We start from the raw sequence: 26689 nt of genomic DNA, 5'->3' as shown, positions 1-26689 counted from the left end.
CTTCGGCGGGGTGCCGGCTCCCGGGGAGCGTATCCCGTGTCGCGCCGTGCTTGGGGTGGGTTGAGGTGCGCGGAACCCCCCCCGCCCGCTGTGGGCGCGCCACTACATGGCTGGGCCTTTGCATAAAGCCCCTGCCGAGCATGGCTCGGCACTACCCTGGCTACCTCAGCTGACCAGCTTCAGGCCGATCACGCCGGTGACGATCAGGCCGATGCACAGCAGGCGTGGCCAGCTGGCGCTGTCGCCGAACAGGATCACGCCGGCAATCGCCACGCCAACCGCACCGATACCGGTCCAGATCGCATAACCGGTACCCACCGGAATGGTGCGTAGTGCCTGGGTCAGCAGCCACAGGCTGATGCCGGCAAACACCACGGTGAACAGGCTCGGCCAGAGCCGGGTAAAGCCTTCGCTGGACTTCAGGCCCAGTGCAAATCCAATCTCGAACAGGCCCGCAAGCAGCAGGTAGATCCAGGGCATCGCCAACTTCCTTCACAAAAAAAGACGGCGCCCCAGTGAGTTCACACCGAGCCGCCGTCGACAAACGTCTGCATCACTGCAGGGCGGGCCGTCCCGCCTGTTTTTTGCGCAGAACCGGCATGCCGGCGCTGCGCTGGTAGTGCTTATTCGGCCAGGTTGCGACCGTGGAACAGCTCTTCGATCTCGCGGCGCAGCAGCGCCTCGATCTTCATGCGCTCCTTGAACGACAGGTTCTTGGCCTTCTCTTCGAACAGGTACTGGTCCAGGTCGAAGTCCTTCAGGTGCATCTTGGTGTGGAAGATGTTTTCCTGATAGACGTTGACGTCGAACATCTCATAACGCGACTTGATGTTCTTGGCCAGGAAGTTCTGGATCGAATTGATCTTGTGGTCGATGTAGTGCTTCTTGCCCTTGATGTCACGGGTGAAGCCACGCACGCGGTAGTCCATGATCACGATGTCTGATTCCAGACTCTCGATCAGGTAGTTCAGCGCCTTCAACGGCGAGATCACACCGCAGGTTGCCACGTCGATATCGGCGCGGAAGGTAGCAATGCCTTCCTGCGGATGCGTTTCCGGATAGGTGTGCACGGTGATGTGCGACTTATCCATATGCGCAACCACGGCATCGGAGATCAACTCCTTGCCGGCCTGCTTCTTGTCGATCACCGGCTCCTCGGAAATGAGAATTGTGACCGAGGCACCCTGGGGGTCGTAATCCTGACGCGCAATGTTCAAGATGTTCGCACCGATGATCTCTGCGACATCGGTGAGGATCTGCGTGAGTCGATCGGCGTTGTATTCCTCGTCGATGTACTCGATATAACGCTGGCGCTCCTCTTCGGTACGCGCATAGCAGACGTCATAAATGTTGAAGCTCAAGGCCTTGGTGAGGTTGTTGAATCCTTGCAACCTCAGGCGAGGCAACGGCTTGACCACGGCGGTCGATCCTGTAGATGGTGGGAAAGGCGGAAGTATGGGGCAAAGTGGCCCGCTGTGATACTTGCACCGTTATGCCCGTTTGCCCCTTATGCTCAGCGTCGTTAAGCTTGCCCATTAAGCAAGTTCATCCAAACTGTGAACGCCATCATGAGCCCAGGTAACGCCACCACCGCGTCAAACGTGCGTCTTGCCTCCAGCCCGCTGGCGCTGGACATTGCCACCATCGACCGCTTTCTGGCCCACAGCCACCGCCGCCGCTACCCGGCGCGGACCGATGTGTTCCGCCCGGGTGATCCTGCCGGGACCATGTATTACGTGATCAGCGGCTCGGTCAGTATCATTGCCGAGGAAGACGATGACCGGGAACTGGTGCTGGGCTACTTCGGTGCCGGCGAGTTTGTCGGGGAAATGGGCCTGTTCATCGAGTCGGACAAGCGCGAGGTCATCCTGCGCACCCGCACCCCCTGCGAACTGGCCGAGATCAGCTACGAGCGCCTGCACCAGCTGTTCCTGGGTCCGCTGTCAGTGGACGCGCCCAAGCTGCTGTACGCCATTGGCTCGCAGATCTCCCGGCGCCTGCTGCATACCAGCCGCAAGGCCAGCCGCCTGGCCTTCCTGGACGTGACCGATCGCATCATCCGCACCTTGCACGACCTGTCCAAGGAGCCGGAATCGATGAGCCACCCGCAGGGCACCCAGCTGCGCGTCTCCCGCCAGGAAATCGCCCGACTGGTGGGTTGCTCGCGGGAAATGGCCGGCCGCGTGCTGAAGAAGCTGCAGGCCGATGGCCTGCTGCATGCCCGCGGCAAGACCGTGGTTCTGTACGGGACGCGGTAACGTCCGCTTCGCGGGCGACACCCCCATGGTTTGCGGAGCAAACCATGGGCCCCGGCTCCCCGCCTTCCAAATCCCCGCACCTGTCGGCGCGCCCCCTTTACTAAAGGGGGCTGTCTGACCTGATTGACCTCGGGAAAACCCTTTGCCTGCGCTCTGGTAGCCCGGGTAAGCCGCGCGCACCCGGGGCTTTTCGCGCGTTGGTGGCCACGCGCTCAGGCGCCCCCAGCAGAGTGATGTTTACCGAGATCCCGGGTGCGCTGCGCTTACCCGGGCTACGATGTTGAAGTGTGATCTCTGTCGGAGCCAGAAATCTCATTCACCATTGCGAACTTCCCGACTATGTCGTGATCAATGACGAGCCACCTAACAATCCCGAATGCCGCGAGGGACCGACCACTTCGCCGACATAGCTGCGAATTAGCGACCGTTCGGCGCTGATATGGGTCAGGATTCAACCCAAACCATTACTTACCGATGTAGCTTTCCTTGACCTGCCCTGCTGTGGCCCGCAGGCTTGGGGCATGGAATTTGGCAACGAATTTTACTGGTTCATCCTGATCGGCCTCGGCGCGCAGCTGGTGGACGGTGCGCTGGGCATGGCGTTCGGGCTGATTTCGTCCTCGGTGCTGCTGAGCATGGGGCTGCCACCTGCGGCGGTCAGCGCCAGCATCCACACCGCCGAGGTGTTCACCACCGGCGCCTCCGGGGTCTCGCACCTGGTGGCCGGCAATGTGGATAAACGCCTGTTCTTCCGGCTGGCAATACCCGGCGCCATCGGCGGTGCCATTGGCGCCTATGTGCTGACCCAGTTGCCTGGCGATGTCGTGCGCCCGTTCATCTACCTTTACCTGCTGGTGCTGGCGATCTTCATCCTGGCCCGCGCAGCCGGCAAGTTCATGGCCAAGCAGGAAGTGAAGCGGGTGCCGGTGCTGGGCTTCTTCGCCGGCCTGCTGGACGCCACCGGCGGTGGCGGCTGGGGGCCAGTGGCCACCTCCACCCTGCTGGCCCGTGGCGGCCAGGCGCGCACCACGATTGGCTCGGTCAACGCGGCCGAGTTCGTGGTCACCCTGTCGATCTCGGCAACCTTCCTGCTGTCGATGGGCCTGCAGCACCTGTCCATCGTCGCCGGCCTGCTGGTCGGCGGGATGATGGCCGCACCAGTGGCGGCGCTGCTGGTGAAGCGGGTCAAGGAGCGCTGGGTGCTGATCGCCGTCGGCGTGCTGGTACTGTCGATCAGCCTGTTCCAGATTGGAATGGCGGTAGTGAAGCTGCGGGGTGCTTGAGGCGCGCGAGGCGATGCTGCTCTGATAGCCCCTCTCCCGTTTACGGGAGAGGGGTTGGGGTGAGGGCAGCTTTTGCTTTAGAGCCTTAAAAGCTCCCCTCATCCGCCCTTCGGGCACCTTCTCCCGTAAACGGGAGAAGGGATGTCGGCTTCGGCAGGCCTTGCTGTGCGTCAAAAGCCCCCTCATCCGCCCCCCTTCGCGGGGGCGGACTCTACGGGCACCTTCTCCCGTAAACGGGAGAAGGGATGCCGGCTCCGGCTGGATCGTTGCTTGCCCCGCTTTGGATTACCTGGGCAGCGGCTTGCCGCCGCGGCCCGGGCAGCCCCAGTTGAGGATTGGGGTGCCGGCCGGCAATACCTTGCCGAAGTACTCCACCCGCGAATGCTTGGGGTTCACCACTACCGGGGCCTTGGCGGCTTTCAGCAGCGGCAGGTCGGCGGCGCTGTCCGAGTAGGCAATGGCGATGTCGCCGTAGCCGCGCTCGCGCAGCATGCGCATCTTTTCTTCGTTGTGGCAGTGGCGGGTGGCGCCCATCGCGCCCATGCGCGGGCCGACTTCGCTGCCGATCACCGGCACGCCCTGCTCGGCCACGAAGGCGAGGATGGCGCGGGCCAGCTCCGGCGGTGCGCCGGTGGCCACGATCACCCGGTCGCCGGCACGACGGTGCGCGGCGAATACCTGCAGGGCATGTGGCAGCAGGTGCTGGCGGATCTCGTCCTCGTGCTTGAGCACGTACTGGTCGATTACCTTGTTGAACTCACGCGCCTGGTGCAGGCCGAAGGTGGCGATCCAGACATAGCCGGAGATGCCGAAGCGGCGGGTCGGCAGCATCGCCACCAGCGGCCCCAGCAGCGGCGTGGCGAGGATGGCCACCAGCAGCCGCAACGGATTGCGCTTGATCAGCCAGGCGAACAGGTGGCTGCCGGAATCGCCGTCATACAGCGTGTGATCGAAGTCGAAGACGACCAGTTGCGCGTCATCACGCGGGTTCGGGTAGGGATCAGTCATGCCGGGAAGAATAGCTGACGCAGGCCCTCGCCCGGCTCTTCCACGCGCATGAACGTCTCACCGACCAGGAAGGCATTGATCCCCGCATTGCGCATCAAGGCCACGTCCGCCGGGCCCATGATGCCGCTCTCGGTGACCAGCAGACGGTCGCGCGGCACCGCATCCTTCATCGACAGCGTGTTTTCCAGCGACACCTCGAAGGTGCGCAGGTTGCGGTTGTTGATACCGACCAGCGGCACCGGCACCTGGATGGCGCGCTCCAGCTCGTCGATGTCGTGCACCTCGACCAGCACGTCCATCCCCAGTTGCATCGCCAGGTCGGACAGCTCGGCCAGCTGGCGGTCGTCCAGCGCCGAGACGATCAGCAGGATGCAGTCGGCACCGAGCACGCGCGCCTCTACCACCTGGTACGGGTCGATGACGAAGTCCTTGCGCAGCACCGGCAACGTGCAGGCCTCACGGGCCTGCTGCAGATAGGCATCCGCGCCCTGGAAGAAATCCACGTCGGTCAGCACGGACAGGCAGCTGGCGCCGCCGAATTCATAGCTCACCGCGATATCCGCAGGGTGGAAGTCCGGGCGAATCACGCCCTTGGACGGACTAGCCTTCTTGACCTCGGCAATCACCGCCGGGTCACCGTTGGCGATCGCCGCGTTCAGCGCATTGGCAAAGCCGCGCACCGGCGAGGCATCGGCCAGGCGCGCCTTCAACTCGGCCAGCGGCACGCGGGCGCTGCGCTCGGCCACCTCCTGCACTTTGCGGGCGAGGATGGTGTTGAGGATGTCGCTCATGGATCTGCTTCCTGGAAGACGGGCGCTGCTGACGCGGTTAATTAGGGGATTATCAGGGATTGCCGGCCAAGGCGCGGCTGGCATCGACGTACTCCTGCATGCGCGCACGGGCGCTGCCATCGGCGATCACCGCGCGGGCGCGGGCCAGGCCATCGGCGATGCTGTCGGCGACACCAGCCACATACAGTGCGGCACCGGCGTTGAGGGCGACGATATCGTTGGCCGGGCCCGGCTGGTTGTCCAGCACCGCGCGCAGCATGGCGATGGACTCTTCCGGGTTCTCCACCTTGAGGTTGCGACTGGCCGACATGGCGATGCCGAAGTCCTCCGGATGAATCTCGTACTCGCGCACCTTGCCGTCGCGCAGCTCGCCAACCAGGGTGCCGGCCCCCAACGAGATCTCGTCCATGTTGTCGCGGCCCCACACCACCAATGCGCGCTCGGCACCGAGCTCACGCAGCACGCGCGCCTGGATGCCGACCAGGTCGGGGTGGAACACGCCCATCAGGATATTGGTGGCGCCAACCGGATTGGTCAGCGGACCGAGGATGTTGAAGATGGTGCGCACGCCCATCTCGCGGCGGACCGGCGCGACCACCTTCATTGCCGGGTGGTGCATGGGCGCGAACATGAAGCCGATGCCGGTCTGCTCGATGGCTTGTGCCACCTGCTCGGGCTGCAGCTCGATCACCGCGCCCAGCGCTTCCACCGCATCGGCGCTGCCGGACTTGGAGGACACGCTGCGGTTGCCGTGTTTGGCGACCTTGGCACCGGCAGCCGCGACCACGAACATCGAACAGGTGGAGATGTTGAAGGTATGCGAGCCATCGCCACCGGTGCCGACGATGTCGACCAGATGGGTCTTGTCGGCAACCTGCACCGGGCGCGCGAACTCGCGCATCACCGTGGCGGCACCGGCGATCTCGCCGACGGTTTCCTTCTTGACCCGCAAGCCGGTGAGGATGGCGGCGGTCATGGTCGGCGAGATTTCGCCACGCATGATCTGCCGCATCAGGTCGACCATCTCGTCGAAGAAGATCTCGCGGTGTTCGATGGTGCGTTGCAGGGCTTCCTGCGCGGTGATGGTCATGACAACTCCAGAATCAGGAAATAACGATGTAGTCGCTTTGGCTGTGGATGCCGGTGTGTGCGCCTCGGCGCAGCTGCACGTGCAGGCCACCGATCGGCCCGACCGGCAGGCAGCTGTCCACTTCCAGCAGCGCATCGCGGTGCGGTTTGATCCACTGCGCTTCGGCCTGCGCCAGCGCCTTGCGCTTGGCCTCGACCGCATCGGCAGCAACCACCAGCAGGTAGCGGTGGTCCTCGCCGAACTGACCATCGACGTAGCCGCCAAGGTTGACGAAGAACAAGGTCGGCGCGTCGGCCGCAGGCGCGTCATCGCAGATGCGCACCTGCCAGTCGTCGACGCCATCCACCGTCATCCACGAATCCAGATGCAGACCTGCAGCCTCGCCGAACCATTGCTGGCGCAGCTGCGGATAGGTGTGCTCGATGCCGGGACCAACCGCGAACACCACGTCATGCACCTCGGTATTGGCACGCGCATGGCGACCGCCGAGCATCACCACGAACAGGCGGAAATCTTCCAGGCTCACGGCGTCGGCCTCGCAGTCAGTGCCAGCCGCAGGCCGAAGCCGATGAACAGCACGCCGGCCAGCTTGTCCAGCCACTGCATGCCGCGCGCGGCCCAACGGCTGCTGCGCACACGATCGGCCGCCAACACGTAAGCCGCGTTGATCGGCAGCGCGTTGACCATGAAGACCAGGCCCAGCAGCGCGAACGCCAACGGCTTGTTCTGCACCGCCGGCGCGATGAACTGCGGCAGGAAGGCCAGGAAGAACAGCACCACCTTCGGGTTCAGCACATTGGTCAGGAAGCCGCCGGCGAATACCTGCCACCACGAACCGGCGCTGCCGCTGCTGGCGGCGATATCCGCCTGCAAGGTCGACTCACCGGTGTTGCGCAACAAGCGCACACCCACCCACAGCAGGTAGGCCGCGCCGATCCACTTGATCACGGTGAACAAGGTGGCCGACGTCGCCAGCAGCACGCCCAGGCCCAGCGAGGCCAGCGCCACATGCACCAGGCAACCGGCGCTGATGCCGGCGATGGCAGCAAACCCGGCGCGACGTCCACCGCGCAGCGAGCGGCTGATGATGTACAGCACATCCGGGCCCGGCGTCAGGTTCAACAACCAGCCGGCGAGCATGAACAACAGCAACTGGCTGGGCTCGATCAACATGTGCGGTCCAGGAAGTTCTTCATCAGCGCGTGGCCGTGCTGGGTGAGGATGGATTCGGGATGGAACTGCACGCCTTCAACCGGATATTCGCGGTGGCGAAGACCCATGATTTCCTCCATCGAACCGTCCGGATTCTCGGTCCAGGCGGTGATTTCCAACGCCGCCGGCAGCGTGTTCTTGTCCACCACCAGCGAGTGGTAGCGGGTGGCTTCGTAACGGTCCGGCAGACCGGCGAACACGCCCTTGCCTTCATGGCGGATCGGCGAGACCTTGCCATGCATGATGTTGCTGGCGCGGATCACATCGCCGCCATAGATCTGGCCGATGGCCTGATGGCCCAGGCACACACCGAACAGTGGAATGCTCGGGCCGAGCTGGCGGATCACCTCCAGCGACACACCGGCTTCGTTCGGCGTCTTCGGGCCCGGCGATACCACAATATGCGAAGGTTGCAGGGCAGCGATCTCGGCGACGCTCATCGCGTCATTGCGCACCACCTTCACTTCGGCACCCAGCATCTGCAGGTATTGCACGAGGTTGAAGGTGAAGCTGTCGTAGTTGTCGATCATCAACAGCATGATTCAGTTTCCATCGCTAATCAGGAATATGGCGTAGACGTTTTCGGTGTAGGTGATTGGCCTGGCAATCAGCTGCTCGCCAGGCGATGGTGCGGCATAGCCCACATTGCGACTCCCGCTGAGCTGTACCCGGTCCAGCGAATCGCTTTCCCTATGGAAGGTGTCCGCTCTGTTTACATTCGGCCAGCTACCGGCCTGCACACCGTAAGCAAAACTGGGGGCGACATCGGAGATCGTATAGAGGCCGATGATCTTCGCCCCATAGGCATCAGCGAGCCCCTTTGCCGACGCGCGCGTCTGCGCAGCCGCTTCGGCCTTGAGTTCAGCCCGCAGCCGCGCTTCACCCGAATACATGGGCTTTGCGGTGCTCACCTGTACTTCGCTGCTGGCATTCAACTCACCAAGAAACGCCTGCAACTGCTCTGGTTTTTCGAAGGAACCTTCCAGGTCACGGCTGACGGCGGTACCCACAAACACTTCTTCATCGTCCTTGTAACGCGTAGATGGCTCGATGCTCAGGTTATCCATGCGTACCGTCTCGGCAATGGCGCCGTGCTTGGCGAACAACGCCATGGTCCGCTCCGCATTTGCCTGGACCTTGCGCCGGGCGATGTCGGTCTGCATATCCACCGACTCCAACGCGATCTTCACCACGAAGCGGTCCGGCATCACCTTCCGGCTGGCATCGCCCTTCACCAACAGATGCGGTTGCGACGGAATGGAGTTGGCCTGCGCCCACGCCTGCGGAACGGCGGCAACCAGCAACGATGACCACAGCAACATGCGGGGCAATTTCATGCGGCACTCCTTGTCATGGTGAGAGAAACAGTCGCTTTCGATGAAAGCAGCGTGCGCGACACGGCTTACAGCCCCTTCGCCGCCTGCGCCACCGCACGGAACAGCGCGCGGCCCTTGTTCATGGTTTCCTGCCATTCGGCATCCGGATCGGAGTCGTAGACCACGCCGCCGCCAGCCTGCACGTACAGGTAACCGTCCTGGATCACCGCGGTGCGGATGGCGATGGCGGTATCGGCATCGCCGTTCCAGCCGATGTAGCCGACTGCGCCGGAATAGACATTGCGCTTGACCGGTTCCAGCTCGCGGATGATTTCCAGCGCACGGATTTTCGGCGCGCCGCTGACGGTGCCAGCCGGGAAGGTCGCGCGCATCACATCGCTATAACTCAGCCCAGCCTTCAAGGTGCCGGTGACTTCGCTGACGATGTGCATGACGTGGCTGTAGCGCTCGATCACGAACTGCTCGCCCACCTTGACCGTGCCCGGTTCAGCGACGCGACCCACGTCATTGCGGCCAAGGTCGATCAGCATCACGTGCTCGGCACGCTCCTTGGGATCGGCCAGCAGCTCGACTTCCAAGGCCTTGTCCAGCTCCGGCGTGGCACCGCGCGGACGGGTACCAGCGATCGGACGTACGGTGACGATGCCATCGCGCAGGCGCGCCAGGATTTCCGGCGAGGAGCCGACCACCTGGGTGCCGCCGACATCGATGAAATACATGTACGGCGACGGATTCAACGCACGCAGCGCGCGGTACACATCGATCGGCCGCGCGCGGAACGGCACGCGCAGACGCTGGCTCGGAACCACCTGGAAGATATCGCCGGCACGCACGTATTCCTGCGCCTTGCGCACCACCGCGTGGTATTCCTCGCGGGTGAACGAGGACTGGAAATCCTGCTCGTCGATGGCATCGGACACCTGCGACTGCGGGTAACCGGCGCCGCCCTGACGCAGGCGGTGCGCCAGCTCATCGAGGCGACGGTTCGCGCGTGCCCAGGCCTGCGGCTGCGCCGGGTCGGCGTGCACGATCAGGTACAGGCGGCCCTTGAGGTTGTCGAACACCGCCAGCTCTTCGGACAGCATCAGCAGGATGTCGGGTGTACCGAGTTCATCAGGCTTTTCGCCCGCGCCCAGATGCGGCTCGATGTACTGGATGCACTCGAAGCCGAACCAGCCGACCAGACCACCGGTGAAGCCCGGCAGGCCGTCCAGCTGCGGTACCGAGTACTGCTTGCGCAGCACTTCCACCTCGGCCAAGGGATCAGCTACCTCGCGGCGCTCGACGACTTCGCCCAGCTCGCTGACTTCCAGCGTGTGGCCACGGAAGCTGTAAATACGGCGCGCGGGCATGCCGATGATGGAATAGCGCCCGAAACGCTCACCGCCTTCGACGGATTCAAACAGGTAGGTATACGGGCCGTCGGCGAGCTTCAGGTAAACCGAGAGCGGCGTGTCCAGGTCGGACAGCACTTCGCGGACGACGGGTACGAAATTATGCGGGTGTGCGCTGTGGCCTTCAGCGGCCAGCTGCTGGAACTGCTCTTGCGTGATCAAGACGGCTTTCCTTCCGGGAATCGACGGTGGCGGTACGGACGACGGCAACGGGCCACCATCGCCACCAGCGGCGAGCGGAAGAAAGGGAACGCTTGGTCGTCAAAATGGGCACCCGGTAACTTTACCCCAACTCGCCCCCGGCGTGGGGCAGCAAGGCCCAAGCGCTTGCTTTCACATGCAACAAGACAGCCAAGCTGTCCATTCCCCCTACCAGGTTCATTGGCGGTGAACTGAACCGGCACGCCGTCCGAGCCCCCGCCGATATGAAAAAAACCCAAATATCAGTCTATCCACTCAGTCCAAGCCACTGACCGGATTCAGCCGCCAGCCACCTTCAAAGGGCTTGACCATATAACTATTGCCGAAAATATTGGGGGTAAACGGGTAGTCGGTGGTCACGATCTGGGCGCCGCTGCGCAACGCCGCCTCGCGCCGGCGTGTGTCGTTGTTTCTTGCTTCACCGGTGTCGATATCGGCGCGACTCCGCACCAGATAGCCCTGCTGCACCAGCTCGCGGATCTCATCGCCCCGGCTCAGGGCGTTGTCAATCATCACGAACGCCGCATGCGAGGCGCCCGGACGCCCCTGCACGAAAGCCATGCGCCCTTCCAGATTCGGCCGCCCTTGCAGATACGGCGCGAACGCCGCCAGGTTCATGCCCGGTACGATCATCAGGAATACGAACTTCCCGCGTGACAGCGACAGGCCCGGCCAACGGCCCGAACGCGCCGCCGATTCCAGCGTGACAGACTCGCCACGTAGATCATCTGGCGTGATCACCCGCTCACGCCCAAGCACCCCGTTGATGGATGCATCGAGTTCAGCAAATGCACGCGCGTCGAAAGGCTGTGTGGGAGTTGCATCAGCAAGCACCGACGTCATGCTGAAGAACTTTGGTTCCAAAAGAATGAACACGGGACTGTGTCCAGGATTTGCGTCCGACCAGCTTCGCAACTGCTGCAGGCACATTCTGAACGTGGGGCAGCTGCTACGGAAATCCACATCAGCCATATGCAGGGTCTTCAGCCCGGGCTCGCGCAACGCCGCATCATACAGCGGCTCCATATCGCCGACGCCCCGCGCGTGAAGTTGTCTGTACGGCAAGGGGTCGCTGAACCTTCCCCCTTCGTGATCGACGTTGAGATCCAACTCCAAGCTGCGCAGACCCAGCCGCAGTTGCGCCTCCAAGCCGGGATAACGGTACTCCAATGAGCGCTGCAGGTTCCCATCCATGCCGTGTGGATGCTCGTCAGCGAACTGCCGCCGGACCGCCTCCGGCATCTGCTTCATGAAACCTTCCAGCAACGGCTTCAACAATGGGTCCATCACCTCATAGACCCGCGGGTCTGCAGGTTGGCTATAACTGTTATGTGTACCAATCACCTGGATCTGGTTCAGCCGCGGCTCGGCAGCAGCCACTGCAGCGATCACCCCCAAACACGAAAGACCAGCAAAAAGGCGCATCATTTCGACTCCCCCCATCCCTGTAGACGCAAACGGACCCCGAACAAACGGGGATTGGCGCGTATCGCTGTGGGTATGCCAAATGACTTTCCCCCATTACCCACATCACGTACCCATTCCGTATTCATGGCGTTCTCGACATAGGCCTCCAGCATCACCGCACCGTCATTGCGCTCCACACCCGCACGTATATCGAGCAGCCCGAATGCCTTCTGGCTCTCGCCCCCAAGGTTGTCGTTGTTGAGGAAGTAACGTGATCGCCAGGCATAGTTGCCATTGGCGAATGCTTCCCAACGCCCAACTACTGGCGCACGCCAATCAAGGCTGAGGTTGGCGGCATGCCTCGGTGCCATACGGAACACATTCCCCGAGCGATCCACCAGCTTGCCGCCAACCAGCTCTGTAAACTTGTCGTAGCGCGTATGCATGTATGCATAGGCACCGGCAACGGTGACGGTTGGCAACAACTGCAGCGACCCACTCAACTCCAGACCCCGTGCACTGGCCTTACCCGCGTTGACCACTGGCTGGGTAATCTCGGCACCTCGGGTCTGGAAGTCGTTGTAGTCGTAGGTGAAGACCGCCGCATCGAAGTAGAAGCGACTGCCTATCGTGCCCTTGGCCCCCACTTCGTAGTTGAGTACTTCCTCTGTGCCCAATATCCCGTACATTGGCCGCGCCTGGTCATTGGATGGAGCAGCGAAGGTGATCTGAGGATATCCGGAGCGCAAACCACGGGACATGCCTGCATAGACGTTGATGCTATCGCTGGCATTCCAGGTCAATGCCGCGCGCGGTTGCAGCAGATTGAAGCGGCCATTGCCTGCAAACTGTTGACCAAGTGAGTTTCCAATGCCGTTGGGCATGGCAATCGGCGCCACGTCATCAATCGTGGATACCCGCGCCCAGTTGCCAATACGGGCATGGTCACGGGTGTAACGCAATCCAGCGTCCAACGTCATTGCCGGGGCCATGTCCCAGGAAACATTGGCATAGACCGACATGCTTCGGCGCCTGTTGGTAAGCGATGCAAGCGTCGCGACACCTTCGCTGACCGGACGACCGAAATAGTTGGTCACCGGCAACGTCTGACGCGGGAAACCTGCCAGCAGATATTGTTCATTGATCGTGATCTCACTGAGATTGGTTGCATCATCCAGGTAGTAGCCGACTCCGGCGTTGGCTCGGAGTTTGCCGCCGCCATCGAATCCAAGCCGAAATTCCTGGCTGAAAATTCGCTGATCATCAACCAGGTTGCGGGCAATCAGGAAAGGGTAGCTGGTGCCATCCAGGTCCCAGGACTCAGCGAACTCCACTTCCCGCCAGGCACTGATGGAGCGCAGCTGCCATGCATCGGAGACCGCCCAGTCCGTCAACAAGGTGGCCCCATTCTGCCGCCGCCGCTGTGGCGGGGCATAGATGTTCTGCGCCGCATCGCTGAAAGGCCTGACATCTCCTCCGGGCGAAGCGATATTGATAGCCTTGGTCATCACTGCACCGTCGTCATCGGCCTGGTGATCCAGTACTAGATCCACCATCAGGGCATCCACTGATTGCCAACGCAGTGACACGCGCCCACTCAACATCGCATCGTCATTGAGCTTCTCGCCGCCCACCAGGTTGCGCACATAGCCATCGCGCTCGCGTCTGCGCACCGCAACCCGCAGACCCAACTCATCCTTGACCAATGGAGCGTTGTAGATCGCAGTGCCGCTGTACAACCCGTAGTTGCCAAGTTGTCCCTCCACCTGCCATTCCTGAGTGGACGGGTCCGCTTTGCGGGTATAGACGGCGATCGCTCCAATCTGCGCGCCGCGACCATACAGGGTTCCCTGCGGCCCCTTGGCAACCTCGACCCGCTCGATGTCGAACAGCTCTTTCAGCATTCCACGCGATCGGCTGGTATCGACATCATTGAGAAAGAAGGAAATGCTTGGCTCCGACGCCGCGCCGGCATTGCCGGCTTCAATGCCGCGCATCACAAAGCTGGCCGAGCTATCGGTCTGCTGCTGGACGAAGAAGCCCGGGATACGTGTGGACAGACGTTCGAAATCATTGAAGTTCTGCCTTTCGATATCCTGGCCCACGAAAGCAGCGATCGAAATCGGCACGTCCTTGATCGACTGCTCCCGTTTCTGCGCCGTTACCTTGACAGCGTCCAGTTGTGTCGCCAGCGTCACCTCCGACGCCGCGGCGACCGAGGCTGGAAATGTGTACGAAACCGCCATGACCAGCACGGATGTGAGAACCAACTCAGTGGACTTGAACGAGTATTGCGCCATGCCTTCATTCCCGAAGTGGACTGATCGGGGCGCGATCCTATTGCCTGAAAAATGTCAAGTTGATTACATTTCAACCGTACCCGGAACTTTGCATTTCAGGCGTTCACTGTGCCCTTCAACACACCCCCAGGGAGAGCCGAAGCGTGCTCTTCAGTCATTCAAGCTTCCTTTGAAGAAACCCCCGAGGCGACAGCCGCGCGAGTCTGAGCCATTGCACGCGCTCCATGCGCCGCTGCAAATCCAGCATCCGTGCCATCGGCCTGCAAGCTATTCCAGAAGTTTCTGCCAGTGCGCGACGCAGGTCATCTGCCACGACTGACGGTCAGGAGATCGGTCTCCCGACGTTGCGACCAGTTGGACCCACGACGGCAGGCGACATCAAAGATCAGTACGCAACGGGCCCGCCTTGCCAAACCCGACCGACATCTGAATCTGCACGATAGAACCAACTATCCCCTGCACCAGGAACACCCCCCGTCGTACCAGCCCTCGAATCCAACCAAGGCTTCAACCGGGTGCCTTGTGTTCTCTTGGTAACAGATCAACCCCACATTGACGGTCTACAGCCAGTTTCGACATCAAAGGTGTTTCCGCCGGCAGATGCATGCGGACCCGCCCGGCCACGCACTGGATATGGAAGCGCCTGGCCTGCAGCGGTTCACCGTCCAGGTTCAGGGTCAGCGGCTGCTCGGCCTCGATCCACAGCTCGCGCAGCCGTGCGCGTTCAGCCACCTGCTCCAGCGCGGCGTGCTTGCCTTCGCTGAACAAGGTGCCGAGGGTGGACATCAGCTCGCCGGACAGCTCCGGGACGATGGTCAGGTCCAGCAGGCCGTCATCGAGCAGGGCCTCGGGGCATAGCTGCTGGCCGCCGCCGGCCTGTCGGCCATTGCCGACGCCAAGTGCGATGAAGCCGCCCTGCCACTCGAATTCCTCGCCACGGAAACGTGCCTGGATAGGCTCGATCCGGCCCAGCTTGCCGATGCCGGTGATGACGTAGGCCAGGCCACCGAGCATCTTCTTCAGGCCTTCGTGGGTTTCCACCGTCACTTCAGTGCCGAAGCCGCCGCTGGCCAGGTTGGCGCACCAGTGCACCTTGCCATCGCCTTCCACGCGCAGCAGATCAATGGCGCGTGCCTGCGTGTGCGCAGGCAGCTGCAATGCCTGCAACGGTTCGAGCGGAATGCCAGCAGCGGTGGCGAAGTCGTTGGCGGTGCCCAAGGGCAACAAGGCCAATGCCGGCAATCGCGATGCATCCTGGCCAGTGTGCGCCAGCGCCTCGGCGACTTCGCTCAAGGTGCCGTCGCCGCCGCCTGCAATCAGAAGCTGCGCCTGCGCGGCGATGCCTTCGCGCACATAGCGCTCGGCGTCGCCGGCTTCCCAGGTCACCCGCACTTTGAGGTCCTGCCCCTGCCCGCGCAGCTGGGTTACCGCTGCACGCACGGCATCGTCGCCAGCGGACTTGCCATTGAGGATCAGGTAACAAGGCGCTGGATGCATGCGGTTCTCCATTGAAGGCGCGCAGCCTAGCAAGTGGATTGCTGCAGGCGGGTGAATGTCACTGTGTTGTCACAGCGCATCCGGAGAATGAAAGTCCATAGCAAGGACGATGGATGGAGGCAGGATCAGCCTCCGATGATTCCCCGGCCGCGACGGTGACGTCGCGGCTTTTTTTCTTCACCTGTAGAGCCGAGCCATGCTCGGCTGGGGCATTACCGGGGAATTCCAAAGATCACAGGTGAAGCCTCTGCCGAGCATGGCTCGGCACTACCTTGGCATTGTCGGGAAAGCCTCTGCCGAGCATGGCTCGGCACTACCTTGGCATTGTCGGGAAAGCCTCTGCCGAGCATGGCTCGGCACTACAGATCAGCCGCCTTTGGCGAATTTCTGCAGCGCTTCGCCTTGCAGGCGGTATACCGTCCATTCGTCCTGCGCTACTGCGCCGGCGGCCTTGTAGAAGTCGATGGCCGGCGTGTTCCAGTCCAGTACCGACCATTCGAATCGACCGCAGCCCTGCTCCACCGCCAGCCTGGCGATGTACTGCAGCAAGGCCTTTCCTGCACCGCTGCCACGCGCTTCCGGGCTGACGTACAAGTCTTCCAGGTAGATGCCGTTGCGGCCCAACCAGGTCGAGTAGTTGTAGAAGAACACGGCGTAACCAATGGCCTGGCCACCGCGTTCGCAGATCAAGGCCTGCGCCTTTGCATCAGCGGAAAACAGGCTGGCACGAATGCCTGCCTCGTCGGTCTGCACCGAGGATTCGGCTTTCTCGTAGATGGCGAGCTCGCGGATGAAGTGCAGGATCAGGCCTGCGTCATCGGCGATTGCCGGACGGATCTGCACTTCAGCCGCGCTCATCACTCAGCCTCGCGCTGCGGCGACATTGCCGCGCATTTTGCTGATCATCTCGGCGTAGTTGGGCGCATTGAAAATAGCCGAACCGGCAACGAAGGCGTCGGCACCGGCAGCAGCGATCTCACCGATGTTGTCGGCCTTTACGCCACCGTCCACTTCCAGCAGCACCGGCTTGCCGAGCTTGTCGATCATTGCCCGCACTGCACGCAGCTTGTCCAGGGTCGAGGGAATGAAGGCCTGGCCTCCGAAGCCCGGGTTGACCGACATCAGCAGCACCAGGTCCAGGTCTTCCAGCACCCAGTCCAGCACTTCGACCGGCGTTGCCGGGTTCAGCACCAGGCCGGCCTTGCAGCCGTGCGACTTGATCAGCTGGATGGTGCGGTGGACGTGGCGGCTGGCTTCCGGGTGGAAGCTGATGATGCTGGCGCCAGCCTCGGCAAAGTCCGGCACGATGCGGTCGACCGGCTCGACCATCAGGTGCACGTCGATCGGCGCGGTAACACCGTGCTTGCGCAGCGCCTGGCAGACCATCGGGCCGATGGTCAGGTTGGGTACGTAGTGGTTGTCCATCACGTCGAAGTGAACCCAGTCGGCGCCAGCGGCCAACACGTTGTCGACCTCCTCGCCGAGCTTGGCGAAATTGGCCGAGAGAATGGACGGGGCGATGATGCAGTTGGACATGACGGAGCCTTTCAGCGCTTGCGCAGGGTTTTGATGCGGTCGTAGGCGGCGTTGATCTGCCGGGCCTTCTTCTCGGCCTGGGCGCGCAGCTCGGGGGCGGCGCCGGCCACTTTGTCGGGGTGGTACTGGGACATCAGGCGGCGGTAGGCCAGGTCGATCTCGGCGTCGGTGGCCTCGCGGGTGACCCCCAGTTCACGGTACGGCAGGTCCTTGCCCAGCTTGAACCAGTCGTTGTCGAAGGCGTGCCCCAGCAACAGGCCAACAATCCCGCCAAACAAGGGGTTGGGCCTGAAAAGCAGGGCCCCGGCGATGAAGCCGAACAGTTTTCCGTACCAGCGCATGGGTGGGTGAATGGCCTGTGGACAATCAAGACGTGCATTTTATGCCACAGCGGCCCGATCCGGCCGTACACTAGGCCGCCCGCCGACCAGCCGCGGGCCCTGCGGGTCCTCCAGACCCGGGTCCTCCAAGCCGGCGGCATTCATTGCCAAGTCCCAGGAGTGCCCGTGCCGACCACGCTGTTGCAATCCGATCTTCCCGGCCTGCCCTTGCGCCATCGCGGCAAGGTGCGTGATGTGTTTGATATCCCGCGCGAACGTCTGCCGGCCGGAACCCCTCCGGGCGAGTACCTGTTGATGGTCGCCACCGATCGCCTGTCGGCGTTCGACGTGGTGCTGCCCGACCCGATCCCGGGCAAGGGCGAGATGCTCTGCCAGGTGTCCAACTTCTGGTTCGCCAAGACCGCGCACCTGATGCCCAACCACCTGACCGGCATCGACGTGGCCAGCGTGCTGCCTGAGGGCGTGGACCCGGCGCTGTACGCCAAGCGTGCGGTGGTGACCAAGAAGCTCAAGCCGGTACCGGTGGAAGCCATTGCCCGCGGCTACGTGATCGGCAGTGGCTGGAAGGACTACCAGCGCACCGGCAAGATCAGCGGCATCGCCCTGCCCGACGGCCTGCAGCAGGCCGAAAAGCTGCCCGAAGCGATCTTCACCCCGTCCACCAAGGCGGCGGTAGGCGACCACGACGAGAACATCGACTTCGACGCGATGGTCAAGGCCGTTGGCGCCGACATGGCCGAGAAGGTGCGCGATGCCACCCTGCGCATCTACCAGTTCGCCGCCGAATACGCGGCCGAGCGTGGCATCCTGCTGGCCGATACCAAGTTCGAGTTCGGTACCGACGCCGATGGCCGTCTGTACATCATGGACGAGATGCTGACCCCCGATTCCTCGCGTTACTGGCCGGCCGATGAGTACCAGGTGGGCATCAGCCCGCCCAGCTACGACAAGCAGTTCGTACGCGACTACCTGGAAACGCTGGACTGGAACAAGACCGCGCCGGGCCCTGCCCTGCCGGCCGAGGTGATCGAGCGTACCCGCGCCAAGTACGCCGAGGCGCTGGACAAGCTGGCCGGCATCAGCGTCGACTGATCCTGCTGTGCCCGTCACGGATGCGCACGCTCACCGTGCGCATCCGTAGGGAAGCCGCGCTATGCTCTGCCAGTCAACCCGGGAGGGAGTTGGAATGAGTATTGCGCGTCCAGTGGATCGTTACTTCGCCAGCTACTCTGGCGATCACGTCAACCACACCAATCAGGCCATCCACGTGTTCGCCGTGCCGGCGATCCTGTGGTCGGTGATTGCCATGCTGTGGTGCATCCCGCCACTGCTGCCGTGGTTCCAGCATGGCATCTGGGCGGCATTCGCCATGTTCGGCACCTGGGCTTATTACAACCGCCTGTCGCGCCCGCTGGGCATCGGCATGCTGATCATCTTCTTCGTGTTCGGCTGCATCTGCCGGCTGCTGGAAGACCGGCTCGGCATCCAGACGTTGCTCTACCTCGCCATCGGCGTGTTCGTGGTGGCGTGGATCGCGCAGTTCATCGGCCACAAGATCGAAGGCCGCCGGCCAAGCTTCCTCACCGACCTGACCTACCTGCTGATCGGCCCGATCTGGGTGCTGTCCAAGCTGTTCCGGCAGTTCGGCTGGCGCTACTGAGTGCGGCGGATACATCCGCCGCACCATCTGCCTACCTGACCCGGCATGCAGGAACACGCCTCCGGCGAACAGGCTATGCCTGTGCTGATCCCGGCGGCGCACTGAACATCGCCGCCTCGGCGACGAAGGCGCGCGGCGCGTAGCCGAAATCACGCCGCGCCGGTTCGAGATCGAATGCCAGCGGCTCGGTCATCCGCGCCAACGCCGCCGCATTCATGCCCTGCAGCCGCCCGCCAGCATGGGCCAGGCGCAGGGCCAGTTTGAACAGCGGTGCAGGTATGCGCAGCAGGCGTGGCCGGGCCGGCAGGCACGCCAGCGTCCGCCGCACCATCTCGGCATAGGCCAACACCTCGCCGCCGCCCAAGGCATAAGCCTTGCCAGCCGTGGCCGGGTGCACCAGCACCTGCATCGCCGCATCGGCCAGATCCTGCACGTGCACCGGCTGGCGCAAGCCAGTGGCATTGGCCGGCAACACAAAGAAGCCGGTGCGGGAGGCCAGGGCTGCGATCTTGGTGAGGGTCTTGTCGCCAGCGGCGCCGTAGACCAGCGTTGGCCGCAGCACGGTCGCAGACACCTCGCGTGCCGCAGCGCTGTCGAACAACACCCGCTCGGCTTCGCGCAGACGGCGCGCGACATCCCGTTCGGCCGGCTCGGAAGAATCCTGTTTCACGTCCACGCTGGTCGAGCCAAACGCAACCACGCGCGGTGCAGCAATGGCCGAGACGGCATACCAACGCGCGAAGTGGTCCAGTGGACCACAGCTGAAAACCGCGTCCAAGGAGTGATCTGCCAGATTCGTGCTGGACAGATCGCCGAGCTGCCACACCACCCCGGGCATGGGCTCACGCGCCTGCCGGGTCACCGCCGTTACCTGCCAGCCGGCCGCCACCAGGTTTGCCAGCAAGCACTTGCCGATCTGACCACTGCCGCCAAATACCAGCGCGCGCTTACCGCCCGCTTCGCCGCGAATGTCGTTCTCCATGGGTAGAAGGATAGGCGAAGCCCTACTGATTCCGCAGCCGTCACCGCGCTTGAGCGCCGTTTTGTGGGAAATGTGGTAGCAGCGTTTGTGGGAGCGGCGTGAGCCGCGAAGCTGATGTTGCTGAAGCCCTCGGCATCATGTGCCATCTGGTGATGTCCCAGCTTCGCGGCTCACGCCGCTCCCACAAGCTTCCGGCCTACCGCTGCGGATCAGCGGGAACCCTGGAAGTCCGCCGCACTTTCGCGTTTTTCAGCCCGAGCCACTGGCAGCACTGGCTCCAGCGAGCCAACCCGAACGGATCATTCAGAAAAAGTCGCGGATCGAAAAAATCGCCTGTTAGACTGCAAAACCCCTTTCTGAACCGCGCCCCTACATGACGCCAGTCCTGTTGCTACTGCTTGCGCTGCCTTTTCTGCTGGCAGCGGCCATCGCACTCAATGGCCGTTTGTCGCGCAGTGCAGCCGCATGGACAGCAGCAGCGGCACCGGTACTCGGCCTGGTCCTGCTCGGCAGCGTCAGCCCGGCCGTGCTCGATGGCGAGATCGTCCGCAACAGCTGGCAGTGGCTGCCGCAGATCGGCCTGGACTTCAGCCTGCGCCTGGATGGCCTGGCCTGGATGTTCACCGGGCTGGTACTGGGTATCGGCGCGCTGGTGGTGCTGTATGCGCACTACTACCTGTCGGCGCAGGACAGCGCGCGGCGTTTCTACAGCTACCTGCTGCTGTTCATGGGCGCGATGCTGGGCATGGTGCTGGCCGGCAACCTGCTGCTGTTGATGGTGTTCTGGGAGCTGACCAGCATCAGTTCATTCCTGTTGATCGGCTTCTGGTCACATCGCAAGGACGCCCGCGAGGGCGCGCGCATGGCCTTGATCGTCACCGGCGGCGGCGGTCTGGCGCTGCTGGCCGGCGTGCTGCTGATCGGCCGCATCGTCGGCAGTTTCGACCTGGATGTGGTCCTGGCCTCGGGCGACCTGATCCGCAGCAGCGCCTTGTATCCGTGGGCACTGCTGCTGGTGCTGGCCGGCATCTTCACCAAGAGCGCGCAGTTCCCGTTCCAGTTCTGGCTGCCGCATGCGATGGCAGCACCGACGCCGGTCTCGGCCTACCTGCACTCGGCGACCATGGTGAAGGCCGGTGTATTCCTGCTGGCGCGCCTGCACCCTGCATTGGCCGGCACCGAGCTGTTCTTCTACGTGGTCAGCGGCATCGGTGCGCTCACCCTGCTGATCGGCGCCTGGAATGCGATCTTCCAGCACGACCTCAAGGGCCTGCTGGCCTATTCGACGATCTCGCACCTGGGCCTGATCACCCTGCTGTTCGGCCTGTCCACGCCGATGGCGGTGGTGGCCGGCGTGTTCCACATCCTCAACCACGCCACCTTCAAGGCCTCGCTGTTCATGGCCGCCGGCATCATCGACCACGAGACAGGTACCCGCGACATGCGCAGGCTCGGCGGCCTGCGCAGGCTGATGCCGATCACCAGCGCGCTGGCCATCGTCGCCTCGCTGGCGATGGCCGGCATCCCGCTGCTCAACGGCTTCCTGTCCAAGGAAATGCTGTTCGCCGAGGCACTGGCAACGCAGGGCCCGGACTGGATGCGCTCGGCGATGAGCGCCGCCGCCTTGCTGGCCGGCATCCTTGGCGTGGCCTACAGCCTGCGCTTCGTCCACGACACCTTCTTCGGCAAGGGCCCGGTCGACATCGAGGTGGTGCCGCATGAGCCACCGCGCTGGATGAAGGTGCCGGTGGAAGTGCTGGTGGTGATCTGCCTGGCCGTCGGCATCGCCCCGGCGCTGACCATCGCGCCGGTGCTGCAGACCGCAGCGGCGTCGATCCTAGGCACCACGATGCCGGCGTACAGCCTGTCGGTCTGGCACGGCTTCAACCTGCCGTTGGCGATGAGCGCGATTGGCGTGGTCGGCGGTGTGGCGCTGTACTTCGGCCTGCGCCGCTTCACCGACCTGTATGCCGCGCGCAACCGCCCCACCGGCAAGCACCTGTTCCATCGCGGGCTGGACGCGTTGTTCGGCTTCGCCCACCGCGTCACCACCGTGCTGGCCAATGGCAGCCTGCAGCGCATGCTGTTCGCGCTGGTGCTGGTGGCGGTGATCGTCGCTGCTGCGCCCTACATCGCCAATCCGGTGATGCCGGTGTGGCCGGCCCCGCAGTCCATGCCCTTGCTGGGCTGGACACTGTGGCTGGTGATGCTGGCCTGCGCGTTCGCCGGGCTGTTCCTGTACCAGCAGCGCCTGCTGGCGGTGATCGTGATGGGTGGCACCGGCCTGATGGTGGCGCTGACCTTCGTGTTCCTGTCGGCGCCCGACCTGGCCCTGACCCAGCTGATGGTGGAGATGGTGACGCTGGTACTGATGCTGCTGGGCATGAACTACCTGCCCGCACAGTCGCCGCCGGAGCACTCGCGCTGGCGCAAGCGCCGCGATGCGGTGCTCGCCATCCTTGCCGGCGGCGGCATCGCCGCGCTGGCCTATTCGCTGATGACGCTGCCGCCCAACACCATGTCCGGCGAGATGCTGCTGCGTTCGCTGCCCGAGGCCTATGGCCACAACGTGGTCAACGTGATCCTGGTCGACTTCCGCGGCTTCGATACCTTCGGCGAGATCACCGTATTCGGCATCGCCGCGCTGGTGGTGCACGCGATGCTGCGGCGCACGCGGATGGCGCCGGAGCAGATCATGCCGGGCCCACCGATCAAGCTGCCGGTGCCGGCCGATCTGGCCCAGATCATGTTCCCGCTGACGCTGACGGTGTCGATCTTCCTGTTCCTGCGCGGCCACAACGCGCCTGGTGGCGGCTTCGTCGCCGGCCTGGTGCTGGCGGTGCCGTTGCTGATCCAGTACGTGATCCAGGGCACCGAGTCGGTGGAGTCGCGCTTCGGCTTCGACTACATCCGCTGCATCGGTCTGGGCCTGTTGATCGCCCTGCTCAGCGGCGTGGCCTCGATGCTGTTCGGCGTACCGTTCCTGACCAGTGGCCACCTCGACCTGGAGCTGCCGCTGATCGGCACCGTGCCGCTGGCCAGTGCGATTGGTTTTGACACCGGCGTCTACCTGGTGGTGTTTGGCGGGGTGATGCTGATCCTGTCGATGATGGGCACCATCAAGCCCTCGCGCACCCGCAATGCCCGCAACGGCGAAATCGATATCCACCGCCGTTCGGCACGCACCGGGGAGATGCACTGATGGAACTGGCACTGGCAAGCGCCATCGGCGTACTGGCCGGCATCGGCGTCTACCTGCTACTGCGCGCGCGCAGCTTCGATGTGATCCTGGGCATGACCTTCCTGTCCTATGCCACCAACCTGCTGATCTTCAGCGCGGGGCGGCCGGTCACCGGCAAGGCGCCGGTGCTCAAGGACGGCGTGGCCACCAGCCTGGTGCACTACACCGACCCGCTGCCGCAGGCGCTGGTGCTGACTGCCATCGTGATTGCGTTTGCGATGACCGCGGTGAGCATCGTACTGGCGATGCGCAGCCGCAGCGACAACCACAGCGACCACGTCGACGCGCATGAGCCCGAATTGCCGGCTGAGCAAGCGGCCAAGCCGGAGGCTGGCGCATGAATCATCTGGTCATTCTGCCGATCCTGATTCCACTGCTGGGCGCCGCGCTGTCGCTGTTCATCGAACACCGCCGCTACGGCCCCAAGGTGCAGCGCACGGTGGCCTGGGCCAGCATGGCTGCCCTGGCCGTGGCGGTAGCACTGCTGTTCGCACAGACCAGCCAGGGCCAGATCTCGGCCTACCTGCTCGGTGACTGGCCGGCACGCCTGGGCATCGCGCTGGTGGCTGATGGCCTGGCCGGCTGGATGCTGCTCACCACCCTGCTGCTGGCCATCGCCTGCCTGCTGTACGCCTGCACCGGCTGGGACCGACGCGCGCCGCATTTCCACGCGCTGTTCCAGTTCCAGTTGGTTGGCCTCAACGGCGCCTTCCTGACTGGCGATATCTTCAATCTGTTTGTGTTCTTCGAGGTGATGCTGATCGCCTCCTACGGGCTGCTGCTGTCCGGCGGGCGTGGCCTGCGCATGCGCATCGGCCTGCATTACGTGGTGTTCAACGTCACCGCCTCGACCCTGTTCCTGATCGCGTTGGGCATGCTCTACGCCACCCTGGGTTCCTTGAACCTGGCCGAGATCAGCCAGCGCATCGTCGAGTTGCCACCCTCGCACCTGAAGCTGGCCAAGGCCGCCCTGGGCTTGCTGCTGCTGGTGTTCTGCTCCAAGGCCGCGCTGCTGCCGATGTACCTGTGGCTGCCCGAGTCGTATGCACGTGCGCCGGCCGCGGTCGCAGCGCTGTTCGTGATCATGACCAAGGTCGGCCTGTACTCGGTGCTGCGGGTGACCTCACTGTGGTTCGATGCCGATGCTGGCGCGCTGAGCGGTTACGGCAGCGATTGGTTGTTGTGGGCCGGCATCGCGACCCTGGTGGTTGGCGCGCTGGGTGCGCTGGCAGCCACCCGCATGAGCGTGCTGGTGGCCTACCTGGTGGTGGTGTCTGCGGCGACCTTGTTCATCGCCTTCGCGCTGGGCAGCACCGGCACCATCTCCGCTGGCCTGTATTACCTGCCGCACAGCACCTTCTCCGCCGCTGCGCTGTTCCTGATCGCCGACCTGATGCGGCGCCGTCGCCAGCAGGCCGATCGCCGCCGCGAGCATGAGCTCACCGTACTGCCGGGCAAGACCGTGCCGGGCCTGTTGTTCCTGGTCGGTGCGGTGGCCGTTGCCGGCCTGCCGCCGCTGGCCGGATTCCTGGCCAAGGCGGCGCTACTCTCAGCCGTGCCGGAAGCACATACCGCCGTGGTCTGGAGCGCCGTGCTGGTCAGCAGCCTGCTGGTGATCATGGGCCTGGCGCGCACCGGCATCCGCCTGTTCTGGCATGTGCCCGGTGACGATGACAGTGCTCCCCCGCCAGAACCGGATGAAGCCCCGGCACGTCCGTTCGAAACCGCCGCCACCTGCCTGCTGCTCGGCTATGTGGTGCTGATGACGGTGTTCGCCGGGCCGCTGATGCGGCAGACCGATGCCATCGCCACGCAGCTGCTGGCGCCGGATCAGTACCTGCAAGACGTACGCGGCACCACGCCGCAGGTGAGGCAGCCATGAGCGAACGTCGCCCCCTGCTGCGCCGGGTCTTCCCGTCGCCCGCCCTGTCGATCACCGTGGTCGCCTTCTGGCTGTTGATGTCCGACAGCTTCGACCTTGGCCAGTTGCTGCTGGGCATGCTGCTTGGAACCGTGATCCCGTTGTTCGCCGCGCGCCTGGACCGCGAGTTCGCCCGCCTCGGCAGCTTGCGGCCGATACCCAAGCTGTTGGCCGTGGTGTTGTGGGACATCCTGGTCTCCAACCTGCGCGTGGCCGCGCAGGTGCTGGGGCCCGAGCACAAGCTCAAGCCCGGCTTCATCTGGGTGCCACTGGATATCGCCAACATCCACGGCATCGCCGCGTTGACCAGTTTCATCACCCTGACCCCGGGCACGGTGTCGGCGGCGTTGTCCGAGGACCGTCGCCACCTGCTGGTGCATGTGCTGCACCTTGAGGATGCCAACGCCCTGATCAACGAGATCAAGAGCCGCTACGAAGCGCCGCTGATGGAGATCTTCCCGTGAACGGTTACCAGATATTCGAGACCACCCTGATCGTGTGCATGCACGTGGTCGGCATCGCCATGCTGTTGGGCTTGTGGCGGCTGCTGCGCGGACCGACCGTGCCAGACCGCATCCTGGCGCTGGACACCTTGTCGGTCACCGCCATCGCCGAGCTGATGCTGTTCGGCATGTACCTGGACTCGGCCATCTACTTCGAGGCCGCCTTGATCATCGCCATGCTCGGCTTCTGCAGCACCGTGGTGCTGAGCAAGTTCGTGCTGCGCAGGGATATCGTCGAATGATCACCTTCCTGCAGATCGCGCTGTCGGCGCTGCTGGCCTTTGGCTGCTTCTTCATCCTGGTCGGCGCACTCGGCCTGGTGCGCTTCTCCGACTTCTTCAAACGCCTGCACGCACCGACCAAGGCCAGCACGCTGGGCGTGGGCTGCGTTTTGGTGTGCTCGGTGGCGTACCACATCTTCCTCGGCCAGGACCCGCAGCCACGCGAGCTGCTGATCACCGTGTTCCTGTTCATCACCGCACCGATCAGCGCCCACCTGATGGCCAAGGCCGCACTGTCGCTGATGATGGAAAGCCGGCCGGAACCGCCAAAAGAGTAATACCGAGCAGAAGCTCCACCGGTAGTGCCGAGCCATGCTCGGCATGAGGCCTGCCCGGTAATGCCCTGTAGTGCCGAGCCATGCTCGGCATGAGGCCTTCCCGGTAACACCCTGTAGTGCCGAGCCATGCTCGGCTGGAGCCTTACCGGGAAAGCCCCTGCCGAGCAT

27 protein-coding genes are annotated in these 26689 nt (G+C 63.6%); 10 read left to right on the top strand and 17 right to left on the bottom strand.

Annotated features, from left to right (window positions below; genetic code table 11):
* Positions 1-165: 165 nt before the first annotated feature.
* Together AC1VWL_RS16080 and speD are read right to left on the bottom strand one after the other, a co-directional pair.
* Positions 166-480 carry a DMT family transporter gene (locus tag AC1VWL_RS16080; protein WP_282271637.1) on the bottom strand — a complete coding sequence of 105 codons (315 nt, stop codon included), beginning with the start codon at positions 478-480 and terminating at the stop codon, positions 166-168.
* Between the two features lie 143 nt (positions 481-623).
* Positions 624-1418: an adenosylmethionine decarboxylase gene (speD, locus tag AC1VWL_RS16075; RefSeq protein ID WP_282271635.1), complete on the bottom strand. Its 795-nt coding sequence runs from the start codon at positions 1416-1418 to the stop codon at positions 624-626.
* A gap of 150 nt (positions 1419-1568) precedes the next feature.
* Between speD and crp the strand changes: the two genes are divergently transcribed.
* Together crp and AC1VWL_RS16065 are read left to right on the top strand one after the other, a co-directional pair.
* Complete coding sequence (crp, locus tag AC1VWL_RS16070) at positions 1569-2258, top strand: cAMP-activated global transcriptional regulator CRP (RefSeq protein WP_282271632.1); 690 nt, start codon at positions 1569-1571, stop codon at positions 2256-2258.
* A 521-nt stretch (positions 2259-2779) separates the two neighbouring features.
* Positions 2780-3541, top strand: a complete 762-nt coding sequence (locus AC1VWL_RS16065) for a sulfite exporter TauE/SafE family protein (protein ID WP_296249797.1) — start codon at positions 2780-2782, stop codon at positions 3539-3541.
* 285 nt (positions 3542-3826) lie between these two features.
* On the opposite strand, the gene AC1VWL_RS16060 is transcribed toward AC1VWL_RS16065, so the two are convergent.
* The 14 genes from AC1VWL_RS16060 to AC1VWL_RS15995 form a co-directional block, all read right to left on the bottom strand.
* The gene (locus AC1VWL_RS16060; RefSeq protein ID WP_482987353.1) at positions 3827-4549 is read right to left on the bottom strand and encodes a haloacid dehalogenase-like hydrolase; all 723 of its coding nucleotides are present in this window, start codon (positions 4547-4549) and stop codon (positions 3827-3829) included.
* Positions 4546-5340 (bottom strand): indole-3-glycerol phosphate synthase TrpC, encoded by a 795-nt coding sequence (gene trpC, locus AC1VWL_RS16055; RefSeq protein ID WP_481614772.1) that lies wholly within the window; start codon positions 5338-5340, stop codon positions 4546-4548. The genes AC1VWL_RS16060 and trpC overlap by 4 nt, the downstream gene beginning before the upstream one ends.
* 52 nt (positions 5341-5392) lie before the next feature.
* A complete protein-coding gene (gene trpD, locus AC1VWL_RS16050) occupies positions 5393-6430 on the bottom strand; it encodes an anthranilate phosphoribosyltransferase (protein ID WP_482987352.1) in 1038 nt (345 codons plus the stop codon).
* Between the two features lie 13 nt (positions 6431-6443).
* On the bottom strand, positions 6444-6956 hold the full coding sequence (locus AC1VWL_RS16045; protein ID WP_482987351.1) for a DUF1543 domain-containing protein: 513 nt from the start codon (positions 6954-6956) through the stop codon (positions 6444-6446).
* Positions 6953-7603 (bottom strand): LysE family translocator, encoded by a 651-nt coding sequence (locus tag AC1VWL_RS16040; RefSeq protein ID WP_481614769.1) that lies wholly within the window; start codon positions 7601-7603, stop codon positions 6953-6955. Before AC1VWL_RS16040 ends, AC1VWL_RS16045 begins: the two co-directional genes overlap by 4 nt.
* Positions 7597-8181, bottom strand: coding sequence for an anthranilate synthase component II (locus AC1VWL_RS16035; protein WP_481510121.1), 585 nt, complete (start codon positions 8179-8181; stop codon positions 7597-7599). Before AC1VWL_RS16035 ends, AC1VWL_RS16040 begins: the two co-directional genes overlap by 7 nt.
* 3 nt (positions 8182-8184) lie before the next feature.
* The gene (locus tag AC1VWL_RS16030; protein WP_482987350.1) at positions 8185-8979 is read right to left on the bottom strand and encodes an SIMPL domain-containing protein; all 795 of its coding nucleotides are present in this window, start codon (positions 8977-8979) and stop codon (positions 8185-8187) included.
* A 65-nt stretch (positions 8980-9044) separates the two neighbouring features.
* Positions 9045-10535, bottom strand: a complete 1491-nt coding sequence (gene trpE, locus AC1VWL_RS16025) for an anthranilate synthase component I (RefSeq protein ID WP_313643453.1) — start codon at positions 10533-10535, stop codon at positions 9045-9047.
* Between the two features lie 294 nt (positions 10536-10829).
* A complete protein-coding gene (locus AC1VWL_RS16020) occupies positions 10830-12002 on the bottom strand; it encodes a Ca2+-dependent phosphoinositide-specific phospholipase C (RefSeq protein WP_482987349.1) in 1173 nt (390 codons plus the stop codon).
* Entirely contained in the window at positions 11999-14281 is a 2283-nt protein-coding gene (locus tag AC1VWL_RS16015) for a TonB-dependent receptor (protein ID WP_482987348.1), read from the bottom strand. Before AC1VWL_RS16015 ends, AC1VWL_RS16020 begins: the two co-directional genes overlap by 4 nt.
* Before the next feature lie 507 nt (positions 14282-14788).
* Positions 14789-15778 carry a lipid kinase YegS gene (gene yegS, locus AC1VWL_RS16010; RefSeq protein ID WP_482987347.1) on the bottom strand — a complete coding sequence of 330 codons (990 nt, stop codon included), beginning with the start codon at positions 15776-15778 and terminating at the stop codon, positions 14789-14791.
* Between the two features lie 366 nt (positions 15779-16144).
* Positions 16145-16636, bottom strand: coding sequence for a GNAT family N-acetyltransferase (locus AC1VWL_RS16005; protein WP_482987346.1), 492 nt, complete (start codon positions 16634-16636; stop codon positions 16145-16147).
* Between the two features lie 3 nt (positions 16637-16639).
* Positions 16640-17314, bottom strand: a complete 675-nt coding sequence (gene rpe, locus AC1VWL_RS16000) for a ribulose-phosphate 3-epimerase (protein WP_303748644.1) — start codon at positions 17312-17314, stop codon at positions 16640-16642.
* Positions 17315-17325: 11 nt separating this feature from the next.
* Positions 17326-17655 (bottom strand): J domain-containing protein, encoded by a 330-nt coding sequence (locus AC1VWL_RS15995; protein WP_482987345.1) that lies wholly within the window; start codon positions 17653-17655, stop codon positions 17326-17328.
* A gap of 165 nt (positions 17656-17820) precedes the next feature.
* On the opposite strand from AC1VWL_RS15995, the gene AC1VWL_RS15990 reads away from it, so the two are divergent.
* Both AC1VWL_RS15990 and AC1VWL_RS15985 read left to right on the top strand, forming a co-directional pair.
* Positions 17821-18747, top strand: a complete 927-nt coding sequence (locus AC1VWL_RS15990; RefSeq protein WP_482987344.1) for a phosphoribosylaminoimidazolesuccinocarboxamide synthase — start codon at positions 17821-17823, stop codon at positions 18745-18747.
* Between the two features lie 94 nt (positions 18748-18841).
* Positions 18842-19315 (top strand): Mpo1 family 2-hydroxy fatty acid dioxygenase, encoded by a 474-nt coding sequence (locus AC1VWL_RS15985; RefSeq protein WP_481614765.1) that lies wholly within the window; start codon positions 18842-18844, stop codon positions 19313-19315.
* 73 nt (positions 19316-19388) lie between these two features.
* Here AC1VWL_RS15985 and AC1VWL_RS15980 read toward each other — a convergent pair whose 3' ends face one another.
* Positions 19389-20297, bottom strand: coding sequence for an NAD-dependent epimerase/dehydratase family protein (locus tag AC1VWL_RS15980; protein ID WP_482987343.1), 909 nt, complete (start codon positions 20295-20297; stop codon positions 19389-19391).
* 373 nt (positions 20298-20670) lie between these two features.
* On the opposite strand from AC1VWL_RS15980, the gene AC1VWL_RS15975 reads away from it, so the two are divergent.
* From AC1VWL_RS15975 to AC1VWL_RS15950, 6 genes are read left to right on the top strand one after another with little or no spacing between them, the layout of a single operon-like run.
* Positions 20671-23499, top strand: coding sequence for a monovalent cation/H+ antiporter subunit A (locus tag AC1VWL_RS15975; protein ID WP_482987342.1), 2829 nt, complete (start codon positions 20671-20673; stop codon positions 23497-23499).
* Positions 23499-23879: a Na+/H+ antiporter subunit C gene (locus AC1VWL_RS15970; protein ID WP_282271841.1), complete on the top strand. Its 381-nt coding sequence runs from the start codon at positions 23499-23501 to the stop codon at positions 23877-23879. Before AC1VWL_RS15975 ends, AC1VWL_RS15970 begins: the two co-directional genes overlap by 1 nt.
* A complete protein-coding gene (locus tag AC1VWL_RS15965) occupies positions 23876-25420 on the top strand; it encodes a monovalent cation/H+ antiporter subunit D (protein ID WP_482987341.1) in 1545 nt (514 codons plus the stop codon). Before AC1VWL_RS15970 ends, AC1VWL_RS15965 begins: the two co-directional genes overlap by 4 nt.
* Entirely contained in the window at positions 25417-25923 is a 507-nt protein-coding gene (locus AC1VWL_RS15960) for a Na+/H+ antiporter subunit E (protein ID WP_296253551.1), read from the top strand. Before AC1VWL_RS15965 ends, AC1VWL_RS15960 begins: the two co-directional genes overlap by 4 nt.
* A gap of 38 nt (positions 25924-25961) precedes the next feature.
* Positions 25962-26204: a K+/H+ antiporter subunit F gene (locus tag AC1VWL_RS15955; protein ID WP_231732514.1), complete on the top strand. Its 243-nt coding sequence runs from the start codon at positions 25962-25964 to the stop codon at positions 26202-26204.
* Positions 26201-26521 carry a Na+/H+ antiporter subunit G gene (locus tag AC1VWL_RS15950; protein ID WP_405051648.1) on the top strand — a complete coding sequence of 107 codons (321 nt, stop codon included), beginning with the start codon at positions 26201-26203 and terminating at the stop codon, positions 26519-26521. The genes AC1VWL_RS15955 and AC1VWL_RS15950 overlap by 4 nt, the downstream gene beginning before the upstream one ends.
* Positions 26522-26689 lie beyond the last annotated feature (168 nt).

The sequence above is a fragment of the Stenotrophomonas sp. STEN063 genome, assembly GCF_056854515.1.
This window is presented reverse-complemented; position numbering and strand designations above follow the sequence as displayed.